The 22,351-nt window shown below is 61.8% G+C and carries 13 protein-coding genes; 10 read left to right on the top strand and 3 right to left on the bottom strand.

Annotated features, from left to right (window positions below):
- Nucleotides 1–26 precede the first annotated feature (26 nt).
- Entirely contained in the window at nt 27–1,247 is a 1,221-nt protein-coding gene (locus tag Q4S41_RS23025; RefSeq protein WP_305033493.1) for an AAA family ATPase, read from the bottom strand.
- Between the two features lie 182 nt (nt 1,248–1,429).
- Here Q4S41_RS23025 and Q4S41_RS23020 point away from each other — a divergent pair, with 182 nt between their 5' ends.
- The 9 genes from Q4S41_RS23020 to Q4S41_RS22980 all read left to right on the top strand — a co-directional run bounded on the left by Q4S41_RS23020 (nt 1,430) and on the right by Q4S41_RS22980 (nt 16,806).
- Nucleotides 1,430–2,281 carry an aldo/keto reductase gene (locus Q4S41_RS23020; RefSeq protein WP_305033492.1) on the top strand — a complete coding sequence of 284 codons (852 nt, stop codon included), beginning with the start codon at nt 1,430–1,432 and terminating at the stop codon, nt 2,279–2,281.
- 362 nt (nt 2,282–2,643) lie between these two features.
- The gene (locus Q4S41_RS23015) at nt 2,644–4,866 is read left to right on the top strand and encodes an Ig-like domain-containing protein (RefSeq protein WP_305033491.1); all 2,223 of its coding nucleotides are present in this window, start codon (nt 2,644–2,646) and stop codon (nt 4,864–4,866) included.
- A 205-nt stretch (nt 4,867–5,071) separates the two neighbouring features.
- Nucleotides 5,072–6,274: an aldose epimerase family protein gene (locus Q4S41_RS23010; protein ID WP_369811348.1), complete on the top strand. Its 1,203-nt coding sequence runs from the start codon at nt 5,072–5,074 to the stop codon at nt 6,272–6,274.
- A 150-nt stretch (nt 6,275–6,424) separates the two neighbouring features.
- Nucleotides 6,425–8,155, top strand: coding sequence for a ribulokinase (locus Q4S41_RS23005; RefSeq protein WP_305033490.1), 1,731 nt, complete (start codon nt 6,425–6,427; stop codon nt 8,153–8,155).
- Nucleotides 8,152–8,853, top strand: coding sequence for an L-ribulose-5-phosphate 4-epimerase (locus tag Q4S41_RS23000; protein ID WP_305033489.1), 702 nt, complete (start codon nt 8,152–8,154; stop codon nt 8,851–8,853). The genes Q4S41_RS23005 and Q4S41_RS23000 overlap by 4 nt, the downstream gene beginning before the upstream one ends.
- Nucleotides 8,854–8,937: 84 nt before the next feature.
- Nucleotides 8,938–10,428 (top strand): L-arabinose isomerase, encoded by a 1,491-nt coding sequence (gene araA / locus Q4S41_RS22995; protein ID WP_305033488.1) that lies wholly within the window; start codon nt 8,938–8,940, stop codon nt 10,426–10,428.
- A gap of 180 nt (nt 10,429–10,608) precedes the next feature.
- Complete coding sequence (locus tag Q4S41_RS22990) at nt 10,609–12,648, top strand: alpha-L-arabinofuranosidase C-terminal domain-containing protein (protein ID WP_305033487.1); 2,040 nt, start codon at nt 10,609–10,611, stop codon at nt 12,646–12,648.
- 129 nt (nt 12,649–12,777) lie between these two features.
- The gene (locus Q4S41_RS22985; RefSeq protein ID WP_305033486.1) at nt 12,778–14,607 is read left to right on the top strand and encodes an NPCBM/NEW2 domain-containing protein; all 1,830 of its coding nucleotides are present in this window, start codon (nt 12,778–12,780) and stop codon (nt 14,605–14,607) included.
- A 150-nt stretch (nt 14,608–14,757) separates the two neighbouring features.
- Nucleotides 14,758–16,806: a glycoside hydrolase family 127 protein gene (locus Q4S41_RS22980; RefSeq protein ID WP_305033485.1), complete on the top strand. Its 2,049-nt coding sequence runs from the start codon at nt 14,758–14,760 to the stop codon at nt 16,804–16,806.
- A 108-nt stretch (nt 16,807–16,914) separates the two neighbouring features.
- Here the strand turns inward: Q4S41_RS22980 and Q4S41_RS22975 are convergent, their stop codons facing one another.
- Together Q4S41_RS22975 and Q4S41_RS22970 are read right to left on the bottom strand one after the other, a co-directional pair.
- Nucleotides 16,915–17,892, bottom strand: coding sequence for a glycoside hydrolase family 43 protein (locus Q4S41_RS22975; RefSeq protein ID WP_305033484.1), 978 nt, complete (start codon nt 17,890–17,892; stop codon nt 16,915–16,917).
- A 259-nt stretch (nt 17,893–18,151) separates the two neighbouring features.
- Nucleotides 18,152–20,974 carry a bifunctional transaldolase/phosoglucose isomerase gene (locus Q4S41_RS22970; protein WP_305033483.1) on the bottom strand — a complete coding sequence of 941 codons (2,823 nt, stop codon included), beginning with the start codon at nt 20,972–20,974 and terminating at the stop codon, nt 18,152–18,154.
- Nucleotides 20,975–21,299: 325 nt separating this feature from the next.
- Between Q4S41_RS22970 and Q4S41_RS22965 the strand changes: the two genes are divergently transcribed.
- Nucleotides 21,300–22,337, top strand: coding sequence for a LacI family DNA-binding transcriptional regulator (locus Q4S41_RS22965; RefSeq protein WP_305033482.1), 1,038 nt, complete (start codon nt 21,300–21,302; stop codon nt 22,335–22,337).
- Nucleotides 22,338–22,351: the final 14 nt, after the last annotated feature.

Genomic DNA, 22,351 nt, shown 5'->3' with positions numbered 1-22,351 from the left:
CGGATAGGCCCGTGCTATCCGGCTTTTCATTTCTTCGCCGTTTTAGCTTTGGTTGGAGCCTTTTTCTCCGGCGCCCGCAAATCCGTCAGGCGGTCAAATACGTCGGCAAACTCGCCGGATACTTCATCCAGCTGGCTTTCGCTTAGCAGGCCGGTCTTGGTATCGAAAATGCTTTTGGCATCGCCTTTCGCCACAAAATAGGCGCTGAACTCCTCAGCTTTCAGCCAGTACTTTTCGGGAATCAGCTTCGCTACTTTCTTGCGCTGATGCGGAAACAGCGTGGCTACTTTATTCGCATAAAGCGCCAGATTCAGCGCCGACAGCACATAAGGGCTGTGCGTGGTAATGGTAAGGTCGTTCTCGCCCTGCGTGCATTTTTCCAGCAGCCAGTACACCAAATCCCGTTGCGCGGTGGGGTAGAGGTTCAGCTCCGGCTCCTCGATGATGAAGCTTTGTGCCTGCTCCGTGTTGCGACTCAGATGCTCCAGCAGCACCAGCAGCGGCGTGACGGATTGAATGCCGCTGGCGGTTTCTAGCAGCATTAGTAATGACTCCCTATTAGGAATTTTGATAAAGTCTCTTCCTCCAACGTGAAAATATTTCACGTTCAAAAATGGAATATCAAGCTCTAGCACTTCGCTTCTTGATAATGAGAAATCATTCGCAAAATCCAGCAGCAGCTTAGGTAAGCCAATGTCATCACGCATTAATCCTGCCCATGAATACTCAATTGCAGGGATGAAAACGCGTTCTGTTGGTATGTAGTTAACGCTGTATAAATCAGATTTGCCGTTTGGCCTACCGTTCAGATGTGCTTCGACAAGCTGATTGATAAATGCTTTCTTGATTTCTTCGTTTGCAAGGCCCGTTATACCTGTTTCTCGTGCAAATTGGTTAGTTAGCTTATTTACTAGGTCTTCTACTACTCCTTTGCTGGTGAGTGCATTTTCGAATTCGAATTCTACTTCGATAGGCTTATCCACCATAAAGTGGTTTCCATTGCTTTTCCTCCACACAATAGAGGAATTTAATTCTTTGTAATTAGATATATTATAGTAGCGTAACGGTTGGTCAATGTTCACCTTATTATCAACGACCTTGACTTGACCACCAAGGAAAATCGCCGCCAGCTTCGCCAGCGTGCTCTTCCCGCCGCCCGTCGGGCCGATGAAAACGGTGACGCGCTTGAAGTCCACCGTGGCGTCTTTGATGGGGCCGAAATTCTTGACAATTAGCTGCTCGTTCATAACATTCTCAACAAGGGGACGGGCCCAAAAGTAACACGCGGCGGCCCCCGTGGCTGGGGCGCGGCGGGGGCGTGGGTAGCCAACCGCTTTAAAAACCATTTGCCGGCATGGGTTGTCTTTCCCAGCGCCAATGGCTGGGGATTAGCCCGGCCATGGCGCGCTTCACCCGTAACCACAAACCCATGCCTAATTACCCCACCACCTTCACTTACGGCGGCGACACCACCGTGAACCGCCTCGGCTACGGTGCCATGCGCATCACCGGCCCCGGCATCTGGGGGCCGCCGCAGGACCATGCCGAGTCCATCCGCGTGCTGCGCCGCGCCGTGGAACTTGGCGTCAACTTCATCGACACGGCCGACAGCTACGGGCCCAACGTGTCGGAAGAACTGATTGCCGAGGCGCTGCATCCGTACCCGGCCGGCCTCGTCATTGGCACCAAAGGCGGCCTGCTGCGCACCGGGCCCAACGAGTGGCCGATTGATGCCAGCCCCAAACACCTCGAAGAAGCCCTGCAGGGCAGCCTCAAGCGGTTGAAGCTGGAGCAGATTGACTTGTATCAGCTGCACCGCGTCGACCCCAAGGTGCCGTTTGAGCAGACGCTGGAGTTTCTGCAGAAAGCCCAGGCCGACGGCCTTATTAAGCATATCGGTCTGTCGGAGGTCAGTGTCGAACAGATTAAAAAAGCGCAGGAATACGTGAAAATCGTGTCGGTGCAGAACATGTACAGTGTGGACAACCGCAAGTGGGAGGCGGAACTGACTTACACCCGCGAGCAGGGCATGGCCTTCATTCCGTGGTACCCGCTGGCCGGCGGAAATCAGCAGGCCCTGGCCGCTTTGTTCCAGCTGGCCGCTAAGCACGGCGCCACGCCTCAGCAAATTGCCCTGAGCTGGCTGTTGCACCACTCGCCCAACATCCTGCTCATTCCCGGTACTTCCCAGGTGAAGCACCTGGAGGAAAACATGAAGACTGCCGACATCCACTTATCGGCCGAAGACCTGGCTACGCTAGATGCCATCAGCCCGGCCTGAAATACCGCCCCGTTGTACTGAAAAGCCAAAGGCCCCCAACTACAATTGGGGGCCTTTTCTGTGGTATTGGCAGCACAATTGTCATTCACCTTCCACCTGTACCACGGGACCTGCTAAGCAGAACGGTAGGGCCAATGATACAGACACAAAGAGCGGACGTATTTCATGAAAATATAATCAATCTAATAAAATTGCCGAATAAAACGAGCTGTTATAATTTTAAAAATTATCCGTTAAAGTCCAATAAAAACGACAAAAACAGGCTATTAAATTAAAATTGTTACATTGTTCAATTAATTTCGTAGTTTCGTAGTGTCTTCGAGTAAATTGTATTTATAACTACCCTTTAAACAACATTTACGATGAACAAACTATTTACCTTGCTGAGCAGTCTGGGGCTGCTGCTGTTACTCCTGCCGCTTATTAGTTATGCGCAACCCAGCGCTTGCTCCAACCAAATCACTGTTAGCTACTACGACAACGGGGTTCTTAAAACCACCACTGTCAACAACGGGCAGAGCGGCTCGGGAGCAGCAGTGTGCCCGGTGGCGGGGGCCCAATACACGTTTAGCGCTTCTTCCACCGCCGACGCCGTGCTCACCTGGTCGCGGGTTATCAGCCGGGGTACTACTAGTGCGAATGACGTGGTGGAGCCTGTCTCGACGGCTAACGCACCGGCAGGCACGGTCCTCGCCGCCACGGTGTCGTTCACAACCAGCACGGAGTTCCGGATTCGGTCCGACGCTAACTCTTACCCCGGCAGCAAATGCAACAAGGACGGCTTCCTCTACATGACCTTCAACCCGACGCTGACGCTGGCCGCGTCGGGCACGAGTGCTACGGCGGGCGTGTGCGCCGGGGCTAGCGTCACGCTCACCGCTGCGGGGGCAACCTCCGGCGGCTACACCTGGAAAGCCAACGGCACCACCCTTGCCGGCCAAAACAACGCGACCCTGACCGTGGCACCTACGGCCACCACCACTTACACGGTAGAAGCCACTACCTCTTGCGGCCAGAGTTCGCAGCAGATTACCATTCCGGTGAAAGACGTGACGATTGCGCCGGCCGCCCCGGCCATCTGCCCCAGTCAATCGACTACGCTTACGGCCAGCTACACCGGCATCAGCGCCACCTACCAGTGGTTCGTGAAAGGGCAATCGACGTTGCTTTCTTCTACCAATACCCTCACCGTGACGCCCGGCGGCACCACCACCTACCAGGTGGTGGCCACCACGGCCGATTGCAGCACCATTACGCGGGAAGCCACAGTGACCGTGGGCCCGCAGACACTGAGCGTATCGACCGGCCCGGCGGCGGCTATTTGCCCCGGCGGCTCGACCACGCTCACGGCCACGTCGGACAACCCGGCGGCCACGTTCACCTGGTCGCCGGGCACGGGCCTTAATGCCACGACGGGGGCCACCGTGACGGCCAGCCCCACCGCCAGCACCACCTACACCGTGACGGCCACCACGCCCTGCGGCGTCACCGCCACCAAGCAGGTAGCGGTGAGCATCGTGTCGCCTACTTTCTCGATAACGCCCAACGCTCCCAGCACCTGCGCCGGCGATGCCGTGACGCTGACGGCCAGTTCGGGCGGCCTCACGGGCACCACGTATAGGTGGTACAAGTCGACGGACCTGGGCACGGTGCTGGCCACTATGGCTGCTCTGACCGCGAAGCCCGCGGCCAATACAACTTACCGGGTCGATATTCTCACGCCCTGCAGCACCACTCCCAACACGCAGAACGCAACCGTGACGGTGAACGCCAAGCCTGCGCTGGCCATTTCGCCTACTTCGACGACCGTGGATTACGGCACTTCGACCACGCTCACAGCCAGCGGCGGCGGGCCCTATACGTGGACGGCCACCACCGGCAGTACCACCACCACGCTGGCCGCCACTACGGCCTCCATCACGGTAACGCCGGTTTATACCACCACCTACGCCGCGACGGCCAGCAACGCCGCCGGCTGCTCGGCCACGGTGCAGTCGCTGGTCACCGTCACGCGGCCGTTGCCGGTCGAACTGGTAAGCTTTGAGGCTGGTTGGGACGCCAAAACGCCCGTGCTGACCTGGGCTACGGCTTCGGAGAAAAACAGCGCGTATTTCGACATCGAGCGCAGCGCCAATGGCGAAACCTTTAAAGCTGTGGGCCGGGTGGCCGCCGCCGGCAATGCCTCGGCCCGCACCAACTACCAGTTCCGCGACCAGAACCTGGGCCAGCCGGCTGCCGGCCTGCTCTACTACCGCCTGCACCAGGTAGACCTCACGGGGGAGGACACCTACTCGCTCGTGCAGTCCCTGGAAACGGCCAAAACGGCCAGCGCTTTCGAAGCCACGGTGTATCCCAACCCGTTCGATTCGAAAGTGGCCGTGCAGCTCTTCACGCTGAAAGCCGCCGCCGCTACGCTCACCCTGCACAACCTGATGGGCCAAACCCTGCTGACCCGCTCCGTGACCCTGGCGCCCGGCACCCAGGACATTGCCTTGCCCGAGGCCGAGCAGTTGCCCGCCGGCGTGTACTACCTGACCGTGCGGCAGGGCAGCAACCAGCAGGTGCTGCGCCTGAGCCACCGCTAAGCCAGCTTTCGCCGGCCGGGCCTGCGGGCCGGAAAAGACCAGCGCCATTTCGGCGCTGGTCTTTTTGTTTGGGAGTAGTAAAATTCTGGCAGCACGGCGTTTTTGGGGTTGACGGGGCTTGCATTGCACAATCGATTGTGTAGATTTGTGCGCTTTGATTTCCCGCGGCTCATTCTTTCACGCAAACATTCCCAATCCTTCCCTCATGATTTCACTTCGCCGTTCCGGGCTGCTGGCCGTAACACTGCCTAGCCTGCTGTTGCTGGCTGCCTGCGGGTCTGACCAATCTGCCGACCAAACCACCACCACCACGGCGTCGGCCCCGGCCGATTCCGCCTCAACGAAATCAGTCGCTATGCCCACCTCCGCCTCCTTTGGCAAAACCACCGACGGCACCGAAGTGCAGCTCTTCACCCTCACCAACGCCAACGGCGTGAAGGCCTCCATCACCAATTACGGCGGCACGCTCACCAGCCTGCTCGTGCCCGACAAGGACGGCAAAATGGGCGACGTCATCCTCGGCTTCGACAACGTGAGCGGCTACCAGAGCCCCGAGTTTGTGAAAGCCGGCCCCTACTTCGGCGCGCTCATTGGCCGCTACGGCAACCGCATCAAGGGCGGTAAATTCACCCTGGAAGGCAAGGCTTACACCCTCGCCAAAAATAACGGCCCCAACAGCCTGCACGGCGGCCTCAAAGGCTTCGACAAAGTGGTGTGGCAGGCCGAGCCCGGTTCTTCGGCCGACGGCCAAAGCCTGAAGCTGACCTACGTGAGCAAGGACGGCGAGGAAGGCTACCCCGGCACCCTGACCGTGGCCGTGGTGTACACCCTCACCGCCGACAACGCCCTGAAAATCGACTACACCGCCACCACCGACAAGGCCACGGTCGTCAACCTCACCAACCACGCCTACTTCAACCTGAACCACGGCGCCGGTAAGGACGTGCTGAACCACGAAGTGACGCTGCCCGCCGACCGCTACACCGTGGTAGACGCCACGCTGATTCCGACCGGCGAGCTGAAGCCGGTGAAGGGCACCCCCTTCGACTTCACCACGCCCCACGCCATCGGGGAGCGCATCGGGCAGGTGCCCGGCGGCTACGACCACAACTGGGTGCTGAACACTGCCACCGGCGAGCATGCCGCGGCCACCGTGTACGACCCCGCCACCGGCCGCACGCTGGAAGTGACCACCGACCAGCCCGGCATCCAGTTCTACACCGGCAACTTCCTCGACGGCACGCTGAAGGGCAAGGGCGGCACCGTGTACGGCAAGCACGCCGGTTTCTGCCTCGAAACCCAGCACTTCCCCGACTCGCCCAATCAGCCCAAGTTCCCCAGCACCGAGCTGAAGCCGGGCGAGACCTACCACTCCGTGAGCACCTACAAGTTCGGGGTGCGGAAATAGGACGTTGCCAGAATCAATTACAAGAAGAACGTCATGCTGAGCGAAGTCGAAGCATCTCTACCGCGAGAGTAAACAATTGCTTCAGCGGTAGAGATGCTTCGACTTCGCTCAGCATGACGGCCAAACTTTAACGTTCAATAGCAAACACCCGTGGAAACCCAAGCCACCACCCCCGCCTACGTCATCGGCGTCGACTACGGCACCGACTCCGTGCGCGCCGTGCTCGTGGATGCCCGCACCGGGGCCGAAAAGGCCCAGGCCGTGCACCACTACACGCGCTGGAAAACCCTGCAGTACTGCAACCCGGCCAAAAACCAGTTCCGCCAGCACCCGCTCGACTACATCGAAGGGCTGGAAAACGTGGTGCACCGCGTGGCCCAGCAGGTGCCCGCCGACCAGATAAAAGGCCTGGCCGTGGACACCACCGGCTCGACGCCCGGCCCAGTCAATGAGGACGGCGTGGCCCTGGGTTTGCTGCCCGAGTTTGCCGAGAACCCCAACGCCCAGTTCGTGCTCTGGAAAGACCACACGGCCCTGGCCGAAGCGGCCGAAATCAACCACAAAGCCCGCACCTGGGGCGGCGAGGATTTCACCAAGTTCGAGGGCGGCATTTATTCCTCGGAGTGGTTTTGGGCCAAAATTGCCCACGTGGTGCGCGAGGACGCGGCCGTGGCCCAGGCCGCGCACTCCTGGATGGAGCACTGCGACTGGATTACGCTGCTGCTCACCGGCGGCGAGCTGGCCAGCTTCAAGCGCAGCCGCTGCGCCGCCGGGCACAAGGCCATGTGGCACGAGACCTGGGGCGGCTTACCCTCCGAGGAGTTTCTCACTCACCTCGAACCAAAGCTGGCCGGTTTACGCAATCGATTATTCACCGAAACCTACACCGCCGACGAAGTGGCCGGCCACCTCTCTGCCGAGTGGGCCCAGCGCCTCGGCCTAAGCACCGATACCGTAGTAGCCGTCGGCTCCTTCGATGCCCACGCGGGCGCCGTGGCGGGCGAAATTGAAGCTTATTCGATGGTGAAGGTGATGGGCACGAGTACCTGCGACATCGTGGTGGCCCCGACCTCCGAAGTGGGCGACCACCTCGTGGCCGGCATCTGCGGGCAGGTGGATGGCTCCGTGATTCCGGGCATGCTCGGGCTCGAAGCCGGCCAATCGGCTTTCGGCGACCTGCTGGCCTGGTTCCGTCAGATGCTGGAGTGGCCCCTGCAAAACGTGCTGAGCACCTCCAAAGTCCTGACGCCGGAGCTGCAGGCGGCCCTGCGTGAGGAAATGAGCGAGCAGCTGCTCCGGCAGCTCAGCGACGCCGCTGCGGCTGTGGACCCGGCCGAGTCGCAGGTTTTGGCCCTGGACTGGGTGAACGGCCGCCGCACGCCTGACGCCAATCAGGCGCTGAAAGGTGCCCTGATGAACCTAACCATGGGCACGAGCGCGCCCCAGGTGTTCCGGGCGCTGGTGGAAGCCATCTGCTACGGCTCGAAACAGATTGTGGAGCGGTTTGAGGAAGAGGGTATTGCCATTAAACAGGTGATTGGGATTGGCGGCGTGGCCAAGAAGTCGCAATTCGTGATGCAGACCCTGGCCGACGTACTCGACCGGCCCATCCGCGTTGCGGTGTCGGAGCAGGCGCCGGCGCTGGGCGCGGCCATGTACGCGGCCGTGGCCGCCGGCATCCACGCCGATGTGCTGACGGCCCAGCGCGCCATGGGCAACGGCTTTGCCGAAACCTACACGCCCAACCCCGCCCGCGTGGCCGACTACGCGGCCCGTTACGCGCAGTACCAAGCCTTCGGCAAGTACGTGGAGGCCGCCACCGTGGGCCAGCCCGCCGAACCCGTTATGGAAACCGAAACGCCCGCCATCATCACCGCATGAGCCAATACCAAGACCTGAAACAGGCGTGCTACGACGCCAACATGCAGCTGCCCAAGCTCGGGCTGGTGCTCTTCACCTTCGGCAACGCCAGCGTGGTTGACCGCGAGAAACAGGTGTTTGCCATCAAGCCCAGCGGCGTGCCCTACGAGCTGCTGAAGCCGGAGGACATTGTGATTCTCGACTTTGCCAACAACGTGCTAGAAGGGGAGAAGCGGCCTTCGTCCGACACCAAAACCCACGCCGTGCTTTACGCGCATTGGGAGCACATCGGTGGCATCGTGCACACGCACAGCACCTACGCTACCGCCTGGGCCCAGGCGCAGCGCGACATTCCCATCCTCGGCACCACCCACGCCGACCACCTCACCGTGGACATTCCCTGCGCCCCGCCCATGGAGGACGTCATGATAGCCGGCGACTACGAGCACCAGACCGGCTGGCAGATTCTTAACGAGTTTCAACGTCGCGGCCTTTCGCCCAGCGAGGTAGAAATGGTGCTGCTGGCCAACCACGCCCCCTTCACCTGGGGCAAAACCGTGGGCAAAGCCGTGTACAACAGCGCGGTGCTCGAAGAAGTGGCCCGCATGGCCTACCTCAGCTGCACGTTGCGGCCGGAAGTTCCGCGCCTTAAGGATGCCCTCATTCGCAAGCACTACGAGCGCAAGCACGGCGCCAATTCCTACTACGGCCAGTCGTAACGTAGCGCGGACTTTTAGTCCGCGGAGGCACAAAATTCAATTACAAATTATTTCACTCGCGGACTAAAAGTCCGCGCTACTTCTATGATTGACATTTCGCATTACGAAGCCTGGTTCATCACCGGCACGCAGCACCTCTACGGCCCCGAAACCCTGGAAGAAGTGGCCCGCCACTCGCAGGAAATTGCCACGGCCCTGGGCGGCAAGCTGCCTGTTAAAATCGTTTACAAACCCATTCTGAAAACGCCGCAGGAGATTTACAAGCTCATGCAGGAAGCCAACCAGGCCGAAAACTGCGTGGGCCTGATTGCCTGGATGCACACGTTTTCCCCCGCCAAAATGTGGATAAACGGGCTGAAAATCCTGCAAAAGCCGCTGGCGCACCTACACACGCAGTTCAACCGCGACATTCCGTGGGCCGACATCGACATGGACTTCATGAACACCAACCAATCGGCGCACGGCGACCGGGAGTTTGGCTTCATCGGGGCCCGCATGCGGCTGAAGCGCAAGGTGATAGTGGGTCACTGGCAGAGCGCGGCGGTGCACGAGAGCCTCAGCATCTGGAGCCGCGTGGCCTGCGCCTGGGCCGACTGGCAATCGGCCAAATTCATCCGCTTCGGCGACAACATGCGCTACGTGGCCGTGACCGAAGGCGATAAGGTGGAAGCCGAAATCAAGTTTGGCTACGAGGTGAATACCTACGGCATTGGCGACCTGGTGGCCGTGGTGAACGAGGTGAACGCCAGCCAGATTGACGAGCTGCTGGCTACTTATGAAAAAGAATACGAGCTAGCCGAGGACCTGAAAGCCGGCGGCGCCCAGCGCGATAGCCTGCGCGAAGCCGCCCGCATCGAGGCCGGCATGCGCAAGTTCCTGCAGGATAAGGGCGCCAAGGGCTTCACCGATACTTTCGAAGACCTGCACGGCATGGCCCAGCTGCCCGGCATCGCCACGCAGCGGCTGATGGCCGAGGGCTACGGCTTCGGCGGCGAGGGCGACTGGAAAACCTCGGCCCTGGTGCGCGCCATGAAGGTGATGGGCGCCGGCCTGCCCGGCGGCAACTCCTTCATGGAGGACTACACCTACCATTTTGAGCCCGACAACGAGCAAGTGTTGGGTTCGCACATGCTGGAAATCTGCCCCAGCATCGCCGAAGGCAAGGTGAAGGTGGAAGTGCACCCGCTGGGCATCGGCGGCAAGGCCGACCCCGCCCGCCTGGTGTTCAACTGCCCCGCCGGCCCCGCCCTGAACGCCACCATCGTGGACCTGGGCAACCGCTTCCGCATGATTGTGAACGAGGTGGAGGCCGTGCTGCCCGCCGCCGACCTGCCCAAGCTGCCCGTGGCCCGCGTGCTGTGGAAAGTGCAGCCCAGCCTGGCCGTCGGCGCCGCCGCCTGGATTCTGGCCGGCGGCGCACACCACACCGGCTACAGCCAGAACCTGACGGCGGAGTACCTGGAAGATTTCGCCGAAATGGCCGGCATCGAGTTCGTCATTATTGATGCCGACACCAAGTTGCGGACGTTCAAAAACGAGTTGCGCTACAATGAGGTAGCCTTCGGCGGCCGCTAAGGCTGGGCGGGCGTGGCGCCTCACTCCCTGACCCCCTCTCCTCAGGGAGAGGGGGCACCGGTTTTGCGCTATACGCAAGTCGTCCGGCTCCCCTCTCCTTTGGGAGAGGGGCCGGGGGTGAGGCGCTCATGCCTGGGCGACACCAAGCTTTCTTTTTCCAACTGCCATAAATTCCCACCCATGACCTTCTCCCCAGCCCGGCGCCTGCTGGGCGCGGCCGCCCTGGCCCTAACCAGTATCCTACCTGCCCACGCCCAAACCGCCGCGCCCGCCACCATCACGGTGCAGGTGAACAAGCCCGGCGCGGCCGTGCCCAAAAACATGTTCGGCCTGTTTTTCGAGGACATCAACTTTGCGGCCGATGGCGGGCTTTACCCCGAGCTGGTGAAAAACAAGTCGTTTGAGTACGACGACCACCTCATTGGCTGGAAGGCGATTAAAGGGGCGGCGGGCCTGGAAAGCTATGTTGTATCAAACAGCAAACCTATTAGCAACGCCAACAGCCACTTCCTGCGCCTGAGCGCCAAAACGGCTGGCCCCGACGCCGGTTTCGTGAACGAGGGCTTCCGGGGTATGGGCGTGAAGGAAGGCGCCGAGTACACGTTTTCGATTTACGCCCGCAAAGGCGCCGGCAATGTGAATGGCCTGACCGTGACGCTGGAAGAAGGCAGCCGCAGCCTGGCCCAAAGTCAGGTTATGGGCCTCACCGGCGAGTGGAAGAAGTACACGGTGCTAATGAAACCCTCGGCTACGGCGGCGAAAGCCCGCCTCAAGCTGACCATGAACGGCGTCGGCGCCGTGGACCTTGACGTGGTGTCGCTCTTCCCGAAAGATACCTGGGGGAAGCGCGAGAACGGCCTGCGACCCGACATCGTGCAGTTGCTCAAGGATATGAAACCGGGCTTCCTACGCTTCCCCGGCGGCTGCATCGTGGAGGGCATGACGCTCGACAACCGCTACCAGTGGAAGGAAACCATCGGCGACGTGGCCTCGCGCCAGCCGATGATAAACCGTTGGAACAAAGAGTTTAAGAACCGCTACACCCCCGACTATTACCAGTCGTTCGGGCTGGGCTTTTTCGAGTATTTCCAGCTTTCCGAAGATATTGGCGCTGAGCCGCTGCCCATCCTGAACGTGGGCATGGCCTGCCAGTACAACTCGGCCGAACTGGCTCCGGTGAGCAGCACCGCCAAGGGCCCGAACGCGCCCGCCCCGGCCGACGAGCCCACGCTGGATACCTTCATTCAGGATGCCCTGGACTTGGTGGAATTTGCCAACGGCCCGGCCACTTCCACCTGGGGCGCCAAGCGCGTGGCCATGGGCCACCCCGCACCCTTCAACCTGAAAATGATTGGCATCGGCAACGAGCAGTGGGGGCCGCAGTACCTGGAGCGCTACGAGCCGTTTGCGAAAGCCATCAAAGCAAAATACCCGAACATTCAGCTGGTGAGCAGCGCCGGCCCCAGCCCCGACGGCGCCAATTTCGACCTGGCCACCAAGCGCATGCGTGAGCTGAACGCCGAGTACATCGACGAGCACTATTACGCCAAGCCCGAGTGGTTCCGCCAGAACGTGGGCCGCTACGACAGCTACCCCCGCACCGGTTCCAAAATCTTCGCCGGCGAGTACGCGGCCCAGAGCGCGGGCATCGCCAACACCGAAAACAAGAACAACTGGGACTGCGCCCTCTCCGAAGCCGCCTTCATGACCGGCCTGGAGCGCAACGCCGACGTGGTGGCCATGGCTTCTTACGCCCCCATGCTGGCCCATGTGGACGCTTGGCAATGGACGCCCAACCTGATTTGGTTCGACAACCTGAGCGCCTACGGCACGGTGAACTACTACGTGCAGCAGCTTTTCAGCCAGAACAAGGGCACTACCATGCTGCCCGTGCAGCTGCCCGGCGGCGCCAAAAACGGCACCGACAATCTCTTCGCCAGCGCCGTGGCCGACGACGCGGCCGGCGACCTCGTGGTGAAGCTGGTGAACTACTCCAGCGCCCCACGCGCTGTGACGGTGAGCCTGGCCGGCGCCAAAAAGCTGGGCAAGGCCGGCCGCGCCCTGGTGATGGCCGCTGACGATTTAAACACCCAAAACAGCCTAAAAGAACCCCGCAAATTGGTGCCGCAGGAGGCCAACTTTGTAGTGAAAGGCAGCACGGTGAGCTACACCCTGGCGCCTAATTCCTTCACGGTGCTACGGGTGCCGGGCCGGCGGTAGGCGAACGGCCTGCGCTCACTGGCCGTCCCAAACCGTCTGGCTCCCCCTCTCCTTTGAGAGAGGGGGTCGGGGGGAGACGCCTGCCTGAACGGCTAACTGCCCGCCCCAAACGCAGCCACAATCCCACCCATGAAAAACCTGAAACCGCTGTTGGCGGCCGGCTTGCTGGCGGCCACCCTTCCCGGCTACGCCCAAAAAGCAGTGCCCAAACCCGACTTCCACCAGTGGGCGCCCACGCCGCCGATGGGCTGGAACAGTTGGGACTGCTACGGCCCCACCGTGACCGAAGCCGAAGTGAAAGCCAACGCCGACTACATGGCCAAAAACCTCAAAAGCAGCGGCTGGGAATACGTGGTGGTGGACATTCGCTGGTACGTGGGCAACGACACGGCCCACGGCTACAACGAGAAAAATCCCGAGTGGAACATCGACGAGTACGGCCGCTTCGTGCCCGCCCCAAACCGGTTTCCCTCGGCGGCCGGCGGCAAAGGGTTTCGGCCGCTGGCTGATTACCTGCACGCGAAGGGGCTGAAATTCGGCATTCACATCATGCGCGGCGTTCCGGTGGTGGCGGTGCAGCGCCGGCTGCCCATCCTCGGCACCAAGCTCACGGCGGCCGACATCTACAGCAAGGAGGACCAGGCGCGCTGGCTGCGCGACATGTACACCGTGAAGGAGGGCCCCGGCGCGCAGGAATACTACGATTCACTCTTTAAGCTCTACGCCTCGTGGGGGCTGGACTTCGTGAAGGTGGACGACCTTTCCGAGCCCTACCACAAGCCGGAAGTGGAGATGATTCGGCGGGCCATCGACAAGACCGGGCGCAAAATTGTGTTCAGTACCTCGCCCGGCGAAACCCCGATTGCTGAGGCCGGGCATGTGGCCGCGAATGCCAACATGTGGCGCACCGTGGGCGACTTTTGGGACAGCTGGGAGCAGCTCAAGGAACATTTTGAGGTGTGCGAGCGGTGGGCGCCGCACATCCAGCCCGGCGCTTTTCCGGATGCGGATATGCTGCCGCTGGGTCGCTTGGGCATTCGGGCCGAGCGGGGCAACGACCGGATGACCCGCTTCACCCGCGACGAGCAAACCACGCTGATGACGCTGTGGAGCATCTTCCGTTCGCCGCTGATGTTCGGCGGCGACCTGCCCAGCAACGACGCGGCCACGCTGGCCTTGCTCACCAACCCGCGTGTGCTGGCCGTGAACCGCAGCAGCACCCACAACCGCCAACTCTTCCGCCGCGGCGACCTGGTGGCCTGGACCGCCGACGACCCCGCCACCGGCGACAAGTTCCTGGCCCTCTTCAACGCCCAGGACCAAGAGCTGGCCCCCGCCAGCGCCGCCGCCTGGAACAGCGGCTCCCTCAACCGCCAAGCACCGAGCAAAGCCGCCGACATCGACATCACCGGCGCCACCAAGCTCTACCTCAACGTGCGCGACGGCGGCGACGGTACCGCCTGGGACCACGCCGACTGGCTAAACCCCACGCTGAGCACCACCGACGGCAAAACCGTGGCCCTCGCTTCGCTGCCTTGGCGCAGTGCCACGGCCGGCTGGGGCCAGGCCACGGTGGGCAAAAGCGTATCGGGCGCGCCGCTGCTAGTGGCGGGCCAAACGGCCGAAACCGGCATCGGCACGCACGCTAACTCCATCATCGAGTACGACCTGCCGGCTGGCTACACGCGCTTCCGCACCACGCTGGGACTCGACCAGGCCGCCGCCCGGCAAAACACCGGCGGCACACTCGATGGCCTCATCTTCACCACCAGCCCCTACCGGCCCACGCCCGCCGATTCGGTGCAGGTGCCGATAGTGCTGAAAGAACTGGGCCTGACCGGGGGCTATGTGCAGGACCTGTGGACCGGCCAGCAACTGGGGCACTTCGCGGGCGAGTTTGCGCCCTACGTCCGGCGGCACGGCGCGCGGCTGTACCGCATTTCAACCCGCAAAAAGTAAGTCAGCACGATGTAGAGACGCGACACTTCGCGTCTCGGCGTTGAACGACCAGAACCGCCCGGATTAAATTAAACAACATCAGAAAATGAGGCCCGAACGGCGCAGACGCGGAGACGCGAAGTGTCGCGTCTCTACAGATAACCAATCAATATGCTCACTCCTAAGTCTTTCCTGTTCATCCTCGGCCTCAGCGCCGCCCTGCCCCTCGCGGCTCAGCAGCGGGCCGACTATCCCATTCAGGCCGTGCCCTTCACCAAAGTGAAGTTGACGGATAACTTCTGGCAGCCCCGCCTCCAGACCAACACCACCGTCACCATCCCGGCCTCGTTTCAGCGCTGCGAGGCCACCAATCGGGTGAAGAACTTTGAGATGGCGGCGGCGCATTCGGGCAAATTCGCCACGACTTTTCCCTTCGACGACACCGACATTTACAAGACGCTGGAGGGGGCCTCGTACTCGCTCAGTCTGGAGCCCGACAAGAAGCTGGAAGCCTACCTGGACGTGCTGATTGCCAAGGTGGGCGCGGCCCAGGAGCCCGACGGCTACCTCTACACGGCCCGCACCATCGACCCGGCCCACCCGCACGCCTGGGCCGGCAACACGCGGTGGGAAAAGGAGCGCGAGCTCAGCCACGAGCTGTATAACTCCGGCCACCTCTACGAGGCGGCTGTGGCCCACTACCAGGCCACGGGCAAGAAAAACCTGCTCAACATCGCGCTGAAAAATGCCGACCTGGTGTGCGCCACCTTCGGCCCCGGCAAGCGCCTGATTGCTCCTGGCCACGAAATCGTGGAAATGGGCTTGGTGAAGCTCTACCGCGTGACCGGCAAGCCGGAATACCTGAGCACGGCGAAATTTTTCATCGAGCAGCGCGGGCACTACAAGGGCTACGACCCCAAGAGCAGCGACGTATGGAAAAACGGCCAGTACTGGCAGGACGACAAGCCCGTGGTGGCCCAGACCGAGGCCGAAGGCCACGCCGTGCGCGCCGAATACCTGTACTCGGCCATGGCCGACGTGGCCGCCCTCACCGGCGACAAGCAGCTGCTGGCGGCCGTGGATACCATCTGGCAGAACATGGTGAGCAAGAAGTTCTACGTGACCGGCGGCACCGGCGCGGTGCCCGGCGGCGAGCGGTTCGGGCGCAACTATGAATTGCCCAACACCACGGCCTACAACGAAACCTGCGCCTCGGTGGCCGACATCTACTGGAACCAGCGCATGTTCCAGTTGCACGGCGACGCCAAGTACGCCGACATCATGGAAAAGGTGCTTTACAACGGCCTGCTCTCGGGCGTGGGGCTGGATGGTAAGTCGTTCTTCTACAGCAATGCCATGCAGATTAAGAACTCGGCCAGCTTCCCGGAATCGGAGCCGGCGCGGGCGGGCTGGTTTGAGTGCTCGTGCTGCCCGACGAACCTGGCGCGGCTGTTTCCCTCGCTGCCCGGCTACGTGTATGGGCAGAAAGGCCGCGACATTTACGTGAACCTCTTCGTGAGCGGCAGCACCGATTTGGCGGTGCAGAACAAGGCGGTGCGCCTCACCCAGCAGAATAACTACCCCTGGCAGGGCGACCTGAAATTCACCGTGAACCAGGCCGCAACCTCAGATTTCAACCTGCTGGTGCGCATTCCCGGCTGGGCTCGCAACGAGGCCATGCCTTCCAATCTGTACACCTTTGCCTCGCCATCGGCGGAGAAAGTCGTCATCAAAGTGAACGGCAAGCCGGTTGATTATCAGTTGCGGAACGGCTACGCCGTGCTGGCCCGCAAGTGGAAAAAGAATGACGTGGTGGAAGTGACCCTGCCGATGGAAGTCCGCACTGTGGTGGCCCACCCCAAGGTGCTCGATGACGCCGGCAAAGTGGCCCTACAGCGCGGCCCGGTGATGTACTGCGCCGAGTGGAAGGACAACGACGGCCGCGCCAGCAACATCATCGTGCCCGCCGGCACCACTTTCACCGCCACCCCCAAGCCCGACGTGCTCAACGGCATCACGGAGCTGACGGCCACAGTGCCGGTGGTGAAAATCGACGCTGCCAATAACAGCATCAGCACCGTGCGCCAGACCCTGACGGCCATCCCGTACTACGCCTGGGCCAACCGCGGCAAGGGCGAGATGACCGTGTGGTTTCCGCAGCAGGTGACGGATGTGGACTTGCTGACGCGCCCGGCCAAGGACGTGTCGCAGGGAAAGTAAGAACGTCATGCAGAGCGCAGCGAAGCATCTCTACCGCAACAGTAAATAATTGCGTTGTGCGGTAAAGATGCTTCGCTGCGCTCTGCATGACGTTCTGATGCGGCTATTCTACTTCGCCGCCTTCACGCCTTCCGTCGTCATCACCACGCGCTTCATGGTGCCGTCCTTGTTATAATACAGGTAGTCGATGCAGACGGAGCGGCGGAAGCTGCCGCCGTCGGTGTTGATGGCGCCGTTGTGGTAGATAAAGTAGGACTGGCCCTTGAAGTCGATGATGGCCTGGTGGTTGGTGTTGGAGTTGCCGCCTATCTCGTTCAGAATGCCTTTGTATTGCCACGGGCCTTCGAGGCTGCGGCTCATGGCGTACACAATTTTTTCGGGAAATTCCGAAGCGTAGCTTAGGTAGTACCAGCCGTTGTGTTCGTGCACCCACGGCGCCTCGGTGTAGCGCGGCAGCCCGGCCACGGTTTGGATGGGGCCATCGAGCTCCGTCATGTTGGCCTTTAGCTTGGCGTAGTAGCAGGTGGTATTGCCCCAGAACAGGTAGGCCTGGCCCTTGCTGTCGATGAACACCGTGGGGTCGATGTCGGCCCAGCTGATTTTGTCGGTGGTCATGTCGGGCGCAATCAGGGCCGAGCCGCGGGCGTCTTTGAAGGGGCCGGTGGGGCTGTCGGCCACCGCCACGCCAATGGCCTTGCCGTGAATGCTGCCGTGCTCCACGGCCGCGTACCAGTAGAACTTGCCGTTGCGCGCCACCACCTGCGAGGCCCAGGCATCGTCCTTGGCCCAGGCAAAATCCGACACCTTGAGCGGCACCGGGTGCTCGGTCCAATTCACCATGTCGGTCGAGGAGAAGCAAAGCCATTCGTGCATCACGTAGCGTTCCTGGCGGGCGGGCGCTTCGTCGTGGCCGGTGTAGAGGTACACGGTGCCTTTTTGCACCATCGCGCTGGGGTCGGCCGTGTATTTATTCCGAATGATGGGGTTGCCGGACGGTGCGAGCGTGGGCGCCGTCTGGGCTAGTGCTGCTGAAGAAGCACTGAAACCGAGTAACAGGCTGCACAATCGATTGTGTAAAGTGGGCATAAAAAAGGGCTGGGTGGGGTTGAATGCCGTTAAATGAGGTTGAGTGCTGGTAAAAGTAGACAGAAAAAAAGAACGTCATGCTGAGCGCAGTCGAAGCATCTCTACCGCTTCATTCTGGCGGGCGCCTCACCCCCTGACCCCCTCTCCCAAAGGAGAGGGGGTACCGGTTTTGCTCCAATGCGCAAACCGTCTGGCTCCCCTCTCCCTTGGGAGAGGGGCTGGGGGTGAGGCGCCACGTTAGAACGGAGATATTCAGCTGCTACTTCAAGTCCAGCGCCGCCAGCATGGTCTTCAAACCCGTTTCCGCGTCGTTGCCGAGGTTCACGCGCAAGGTGCGGCGGCCGTTGTCGAGCAGGGCTTGCAGGTCGCCCAGAGCCTGGGCATTCTTGAAGGTGCCGAAGGTATAGGAGCGGCCGGGCAGGGCCAGGTCCTGCGGGTTGTTGTCGGTGAACTGGATGAACAGGCCGGTGTTGGGGCCGCCCTTGTGGTACTGGCCGGTGCTGTGCAGGAAGCGCGGGCCGTAGCCCGAGGTGGTAGCGATGTGCAGCGCGTTCTGCACGCGCTGGCGCAGCTCCAATAGGCTGGCGCTCACGGCGGGCGTTTCAGTCAGGTAGGCTTGCAGGCACATGAAGTCGCCGGGCTTGGCCTGCGCGAAGAATGCTTTCAGCACGCCGGCGGCGCCTTCGCCGTGGGCGGCGGTGTAGTAGTCCACGCCGTTTTCGCTGGCGGCGGGCTTCTCGCCTTCGGGCAGCTTGCCGTCGGCCTCCACGGCCTTCATTAGCTTGTCGGTGGCGGTTTTGGCGGCCTGCACGTTGGGCTGGTCGAAGGGATTAATGCGGAACACGGCGCTGGCCACGGCCGTGGCCACTTCCCAGCGGTAGAACTCCTGGCCGAGGTCGAAGGCGTCCTTCATCAGCAGGGTGATGACGGGGTGGCCGGCGGCGGCCAGGGCTTGCAGCTTGCTGGTGTTGGCCTCGTCGGCCTGGCCCTTGTAGCCCACGTACACGAATACGCGGTCGGTGCCGTAGATGCCCGGGTCGCCCAGCGGCTCGCCGGCCACGGGCAGAATGCCCTTGCCTTCCTTGCCGGTGCTTTCGGCTAGCAGCTGCTCCAGCCACAGGCCCAGGTCGTGCAAGGAGTCGGGCACTACCAGCGTGAGCTTGTCGCGGCCCTGCTCGGCCAGCACGCCGAGGGCGGCGCCCAACTCCAGGCCGGGGTTTTTGTCGGTCGGGCCGTAGGCGCCGCAGGCGCGCATCATCAGAATGGCGCGCTCCAGAATCTCGCCGATGGGCAGGCCGTAGAGGGCGGCCGGCACCAGACCGAAGTAGGTGAGGGCCGAGAAGCGGCCGCCCACCTCGGGGAAGTTGAGGAAGATGTGGCGGTAGTTGGCGGCCGTGGCGTCGGTCACGAACTTGGAGCCCGGGTCGGTAATGGCCACGAAGTTCTCGCCGGCCTTGTCGCCCTTGATTTCTTTGACTTTGGCGTAGAAATAGTCGCCGAATGCCAGCGGCTCGGCCGTGGTCCCGGATTTGCTGGCCACGATGAACAGCGTTTCAGCCAACGGCACCGAGGCTTCAATTTCGCGCACCGTACCGGGGTCAGTGGTGTCGAGCACCGAGATGGGCAGGCCGTTTTCGCCCTGCGGGAACGACGACTTGAACACAATCGGGGCCATGGTGCTGCCGCCCATGCCCATCACCACCACGTGCTTGAAGCCGGCGGCCTTCACCGAGGCCACGAACTGCTCGATTTCGGTCACGCGGCCCACCATGGTTTCGGCCACGCGCAGCCAGCCCATGAAGCTGCGGATGCTGTGCTGCCCGGCTTCGTCGTTGGTCCAGAGGTCAGCCTTCTTGTCCCAGAAGCCGTGCACGAAGTTGTCGGCCTTGAATTTCTCAATCTGCGCATCCACGTCGGCTTGGTATTTCCCCAGCTCCATCTTGGCCTCGTCTATCTGGTCTTCCAGGGCTAGGGCGCGCTTCTTTTCAATGGACTGCAGCAGCTTGCCGAAGGGCTCCTTGAATTTCTGGGCGCCATCTTCTTCGAGGTGCTGAGTCAGCTCTTCCAAGTTCAGGCCAAGCTCGGGCAGGCGGGCCAGCACGTCTTTGCTATGCTCCAGGTTGTCTTCGATGGTGACGGCCACCTTGCCGCTTTTGCCGAACAGGTCCAGCGTTTCCACCGGTACGGTGTTCACTGTATTGGGGCCGATGAGGCCGTCCACATAGCGCAGATTGTCGTATTTGGGGTTTTTGTTGCCGGTGCTGGCCCACAGCAGGCGCTGGGTTTCGGCACCTTTGGCGGCCAGGGCTTCCCAGCGCGGGCCGGCAAAAACTTCCTTGTAAATCTGGTAGGCCTGCTTGGCGCTGGCAATGGCCACTTCGCCCACGAGGCTTTCAGCCAGTTTGGCTTTCTCACCACCTTCGGCCGCGATTTTTTCCAGTTGCGGGTCAATCAGCACGTCGATGCGGCTCAGGAAGAAGCTGGCCACCGAATCGATGCGGGACAGCGGCTCGCCTTTGGCGGCGCGGTCTTCGAGGCCGGCGATGAAGGCTTCGGCCACCAGGCGGTAGCGCTCCAGGCCGAAAATCAGGGTCACGTTCACGTTCACGCCTTCTGAGATGAGGCGGCGGATGGCGGGCAGGCCTTCGAGGGTGGCCGGCACTTTTATCATCACGTTGGGACGGTCTACGGCTTTCCAGAGGGCCAGGGCTTCAGCGATGGTGCCTTCGGTGTCGTTCACGAGCTCGGGCGATACTTCGAGGCTCACGTAGCCGTCGGAGCCGTGGCCGGCACCGTCGTAGAGCGGGCGGAATAGGTCGCAGGCGGCCTGCACGTCGGCCACGGCCAGGTTGGTGTAGATTTCGTCGGTGGTTTTGCCCTGCAAAGCCAGCGCCTTGATGGCCGAATCATAGTCGGCCGTGTCGCCGATGGACTTGGCGAAAATGGCCGGGTTCGAGGTTACGCCGCGCAGGGCTTCATTCTGAATGCGGTGTTGCAGCTTGCCGTCGATGATGATAGGGCGGCTGATGAAGTCCAGCCACAGGCTTTGGTCGAACTGACGGATGTCAACAAGAGGGTTCATAGAGGTGCGGTTGAGTTAGTGCGCCAAAGGTCCGGAAAGAATGGCGTTGATTTCAAGCTATACGGGATAATGTGCGAGGAGAAAGGAAAAAGGTAGAACGTCATGCAGAGCGTAGCGAAGCATCTCGCTTGCGGTAGTGACTCAATTGGATTGATTAGTGGTGGCGGGCAAGATGCTTCGCTGCGCTCTGCATGACGTTCATAATACCTGCTTAACACCGCGTCCGCAGTAGCTTTACGGGCAACTGTTTCCGTTGCGCCGCATTCCCATGGCTGCCCGTCGCCCCCGTCCAGATGCTTCTTCGGAAGCTGTTCGCCCCGTTTCCATGGCCGATTTGGCCCGGGAGCTGGGTGTGTCCATGACCACCATCTCGCGGGCCCTGAGCGACCACCACAGCATCGGGCCGGCCACCAAGCAGGCCGTGCTCAAGCTGGCCAAAAAGCTCAACTACCAGCCCAACCACCTGGCCGCGGCCCTGCGCAAGGGCCGCAGTAAGCTGCTGGGCGTGATGGTGCCCTACATCGAAGGCCGTTTTTTTGCCTCGGTGGTGCACGGCATCGAAACCGCCGCCAGCCGGGCGGGCTACAGCGTGATTATGTGCCAGTCGAACGAAGACGTGGCCCAGGAGCGGCGCAACATCGAAACGCTGCTCAGCGCCCAGGTGGCGGGCATTCTGGTGTCGGTGTCGCGCACCACGCGCGACTTCCGCCACTTCGAAAAAGTACGCAAGCAGGGTGTGCCGCTGGTGTTTTTCGACCGCGTGCTGGAAGGCGACCACATCAACTCCGTGGTGCTGAACGACCAGCAGGGCGCGTTTCTGGCCACACGCCACTTGCTGGAGCAGGGTTGCCGCCGCATCGCGCACCTGGCCGGCCCGCAGCATCTCAATATCTACAAAAACCGCCGCCAGGGCTACCTCGACGCCCTGAGCAGCAGCGACACCACGCCCGACGAAAGCCTCATCGTGGAATGCGACATGAGCGTGGAGGGCGGCCAAGCCGCCATGGCCCAGCTGCTGGCCCTGCCCAACCCGCCCGACGCCGTGTTCTCGGCCGGCGACTCGGCCGCGCTGGGCGCCCTGCAGCTGCTCAAAAGCCGGGGCGTGCGTGTGCCGCAGGATGTGGCCCTCGTGGGCTTCAGCAACGAGGCCCTGACGCTGGTGGCAGAGCCCAACATCACGTCCGTCGACCAGCGCTGCGAGGAGATGGGCCAGGCCGCCTTCCGCCTGTTCACGGAACTGGTAGAGGCGGGTAGCGCGCCGTTTTCGCAACGGCAGGTGGTGCTGCAGCCGCAGCTGTTTGAGCGGGCTTCATCGATGCACGGCGGGCAGGAGCCGCCGCCCGGCGCGCAGCCCGGCGCCTAACGCTACTTTTGTCA

Origin of the sequence: Hymenobacter convexus (genome assembly GCF_030580955.1) — a bacterium.
GTDB lineage: Bacteria > Bacteroidota > Bacteroidia > Cytophagales > Hymenobacteraceae > Hymenobacter.
Note: the sequence above shows the minus strand (reverse complement) of the source record. Positions and strands in the feature narration are given on the sequence as shown.

Bases quoted from the DNA above. Each gene is read 5' to 3' on its own strand.
- Q4S41_RS23025 (WP_305033493.1), bottom strand. From the start codon at position 1,247: ATGAACGAGCAGCTAATTGTCAAGAATTTCGGCCCCATCAAAGACGCC.
- Q4S41_RS23020 (WP_305033492.1), top strand. From the start codon at position 1,430: ATGCCTAATTACCCCACCACCTTCACTTACGGCGGCGACACCACCGTG.
- Q4S41_RS23015 (WP_305033491.1), top strand. From the start codon at position 2,644: ATGAACAAACTATTTACCTTGCTGAGCAGTCTGGGGCTGCTGCTGTTA.
- Q4S41_RS23010 (WP_369811348.1), top strand. From the start codon at position 5,072: ATGATTTCACTTCGCCGTTCCGGGCTGCTGGCCGTAACACTGCCTAGC.
- Q4S41_RS23000 (WP_305033489.1), top strand. From the start codon at position 8,152: ATGAGCCAATACCAAGACCTGAAACAGGCGTGCTACGACGCCAACATG.
- araA (WP_305033488.1), top strand. From the start codon at position 8,938: ATGATTGACATTTCGCATTACGAAGCCTGGTTCATCACCGGCACGCAG.
- Q4S41_RS22990 (WP_305033487.1), top strand. From the start codon at position 10,609: ATGACCTTCTCCCCAGCCCGGCGCCTGCTGGGCGCGGCCGCCCTGGCC.
- Q4S41_RS22985 (WP_305033486.1), top strand. From the start codon at position 12,778: ATGAAAAACCTGAAACCGCTGTTGGCGGCCGGCTTGCTGGCGGCCACC.
- Q4S41_RS22980 (WP_305033485.1), top strand. From the start codon at position 14,758: ATGCTCACTCCTAAGTCTTTCCTGTTCATCCTCGGCCTCAGCGCCGCC.
- Q4S41_RS22975 (WP_305033484.1), bottom strand. From the start codon at position 17,892: ATGCCCACTTTACACAATCGATTGTGCAGCCTGTTACTCGGTTTCAGT.
- Q4S41_RS22970 (WP_305033483.1), bottom strand. From the start codon at position 20,974: ATGAACCCTCTTGTTGACATCCGTCAGTTCGACCAAAGCCTGTGGCTG.
- Q4S41_RS22965 (WP_305033482.1), top strand. From the start codon at position 21,300: ATGGCCGATTTGGCCCGGGAGCTGGGTGTGTCCATGACCACCATCTCG.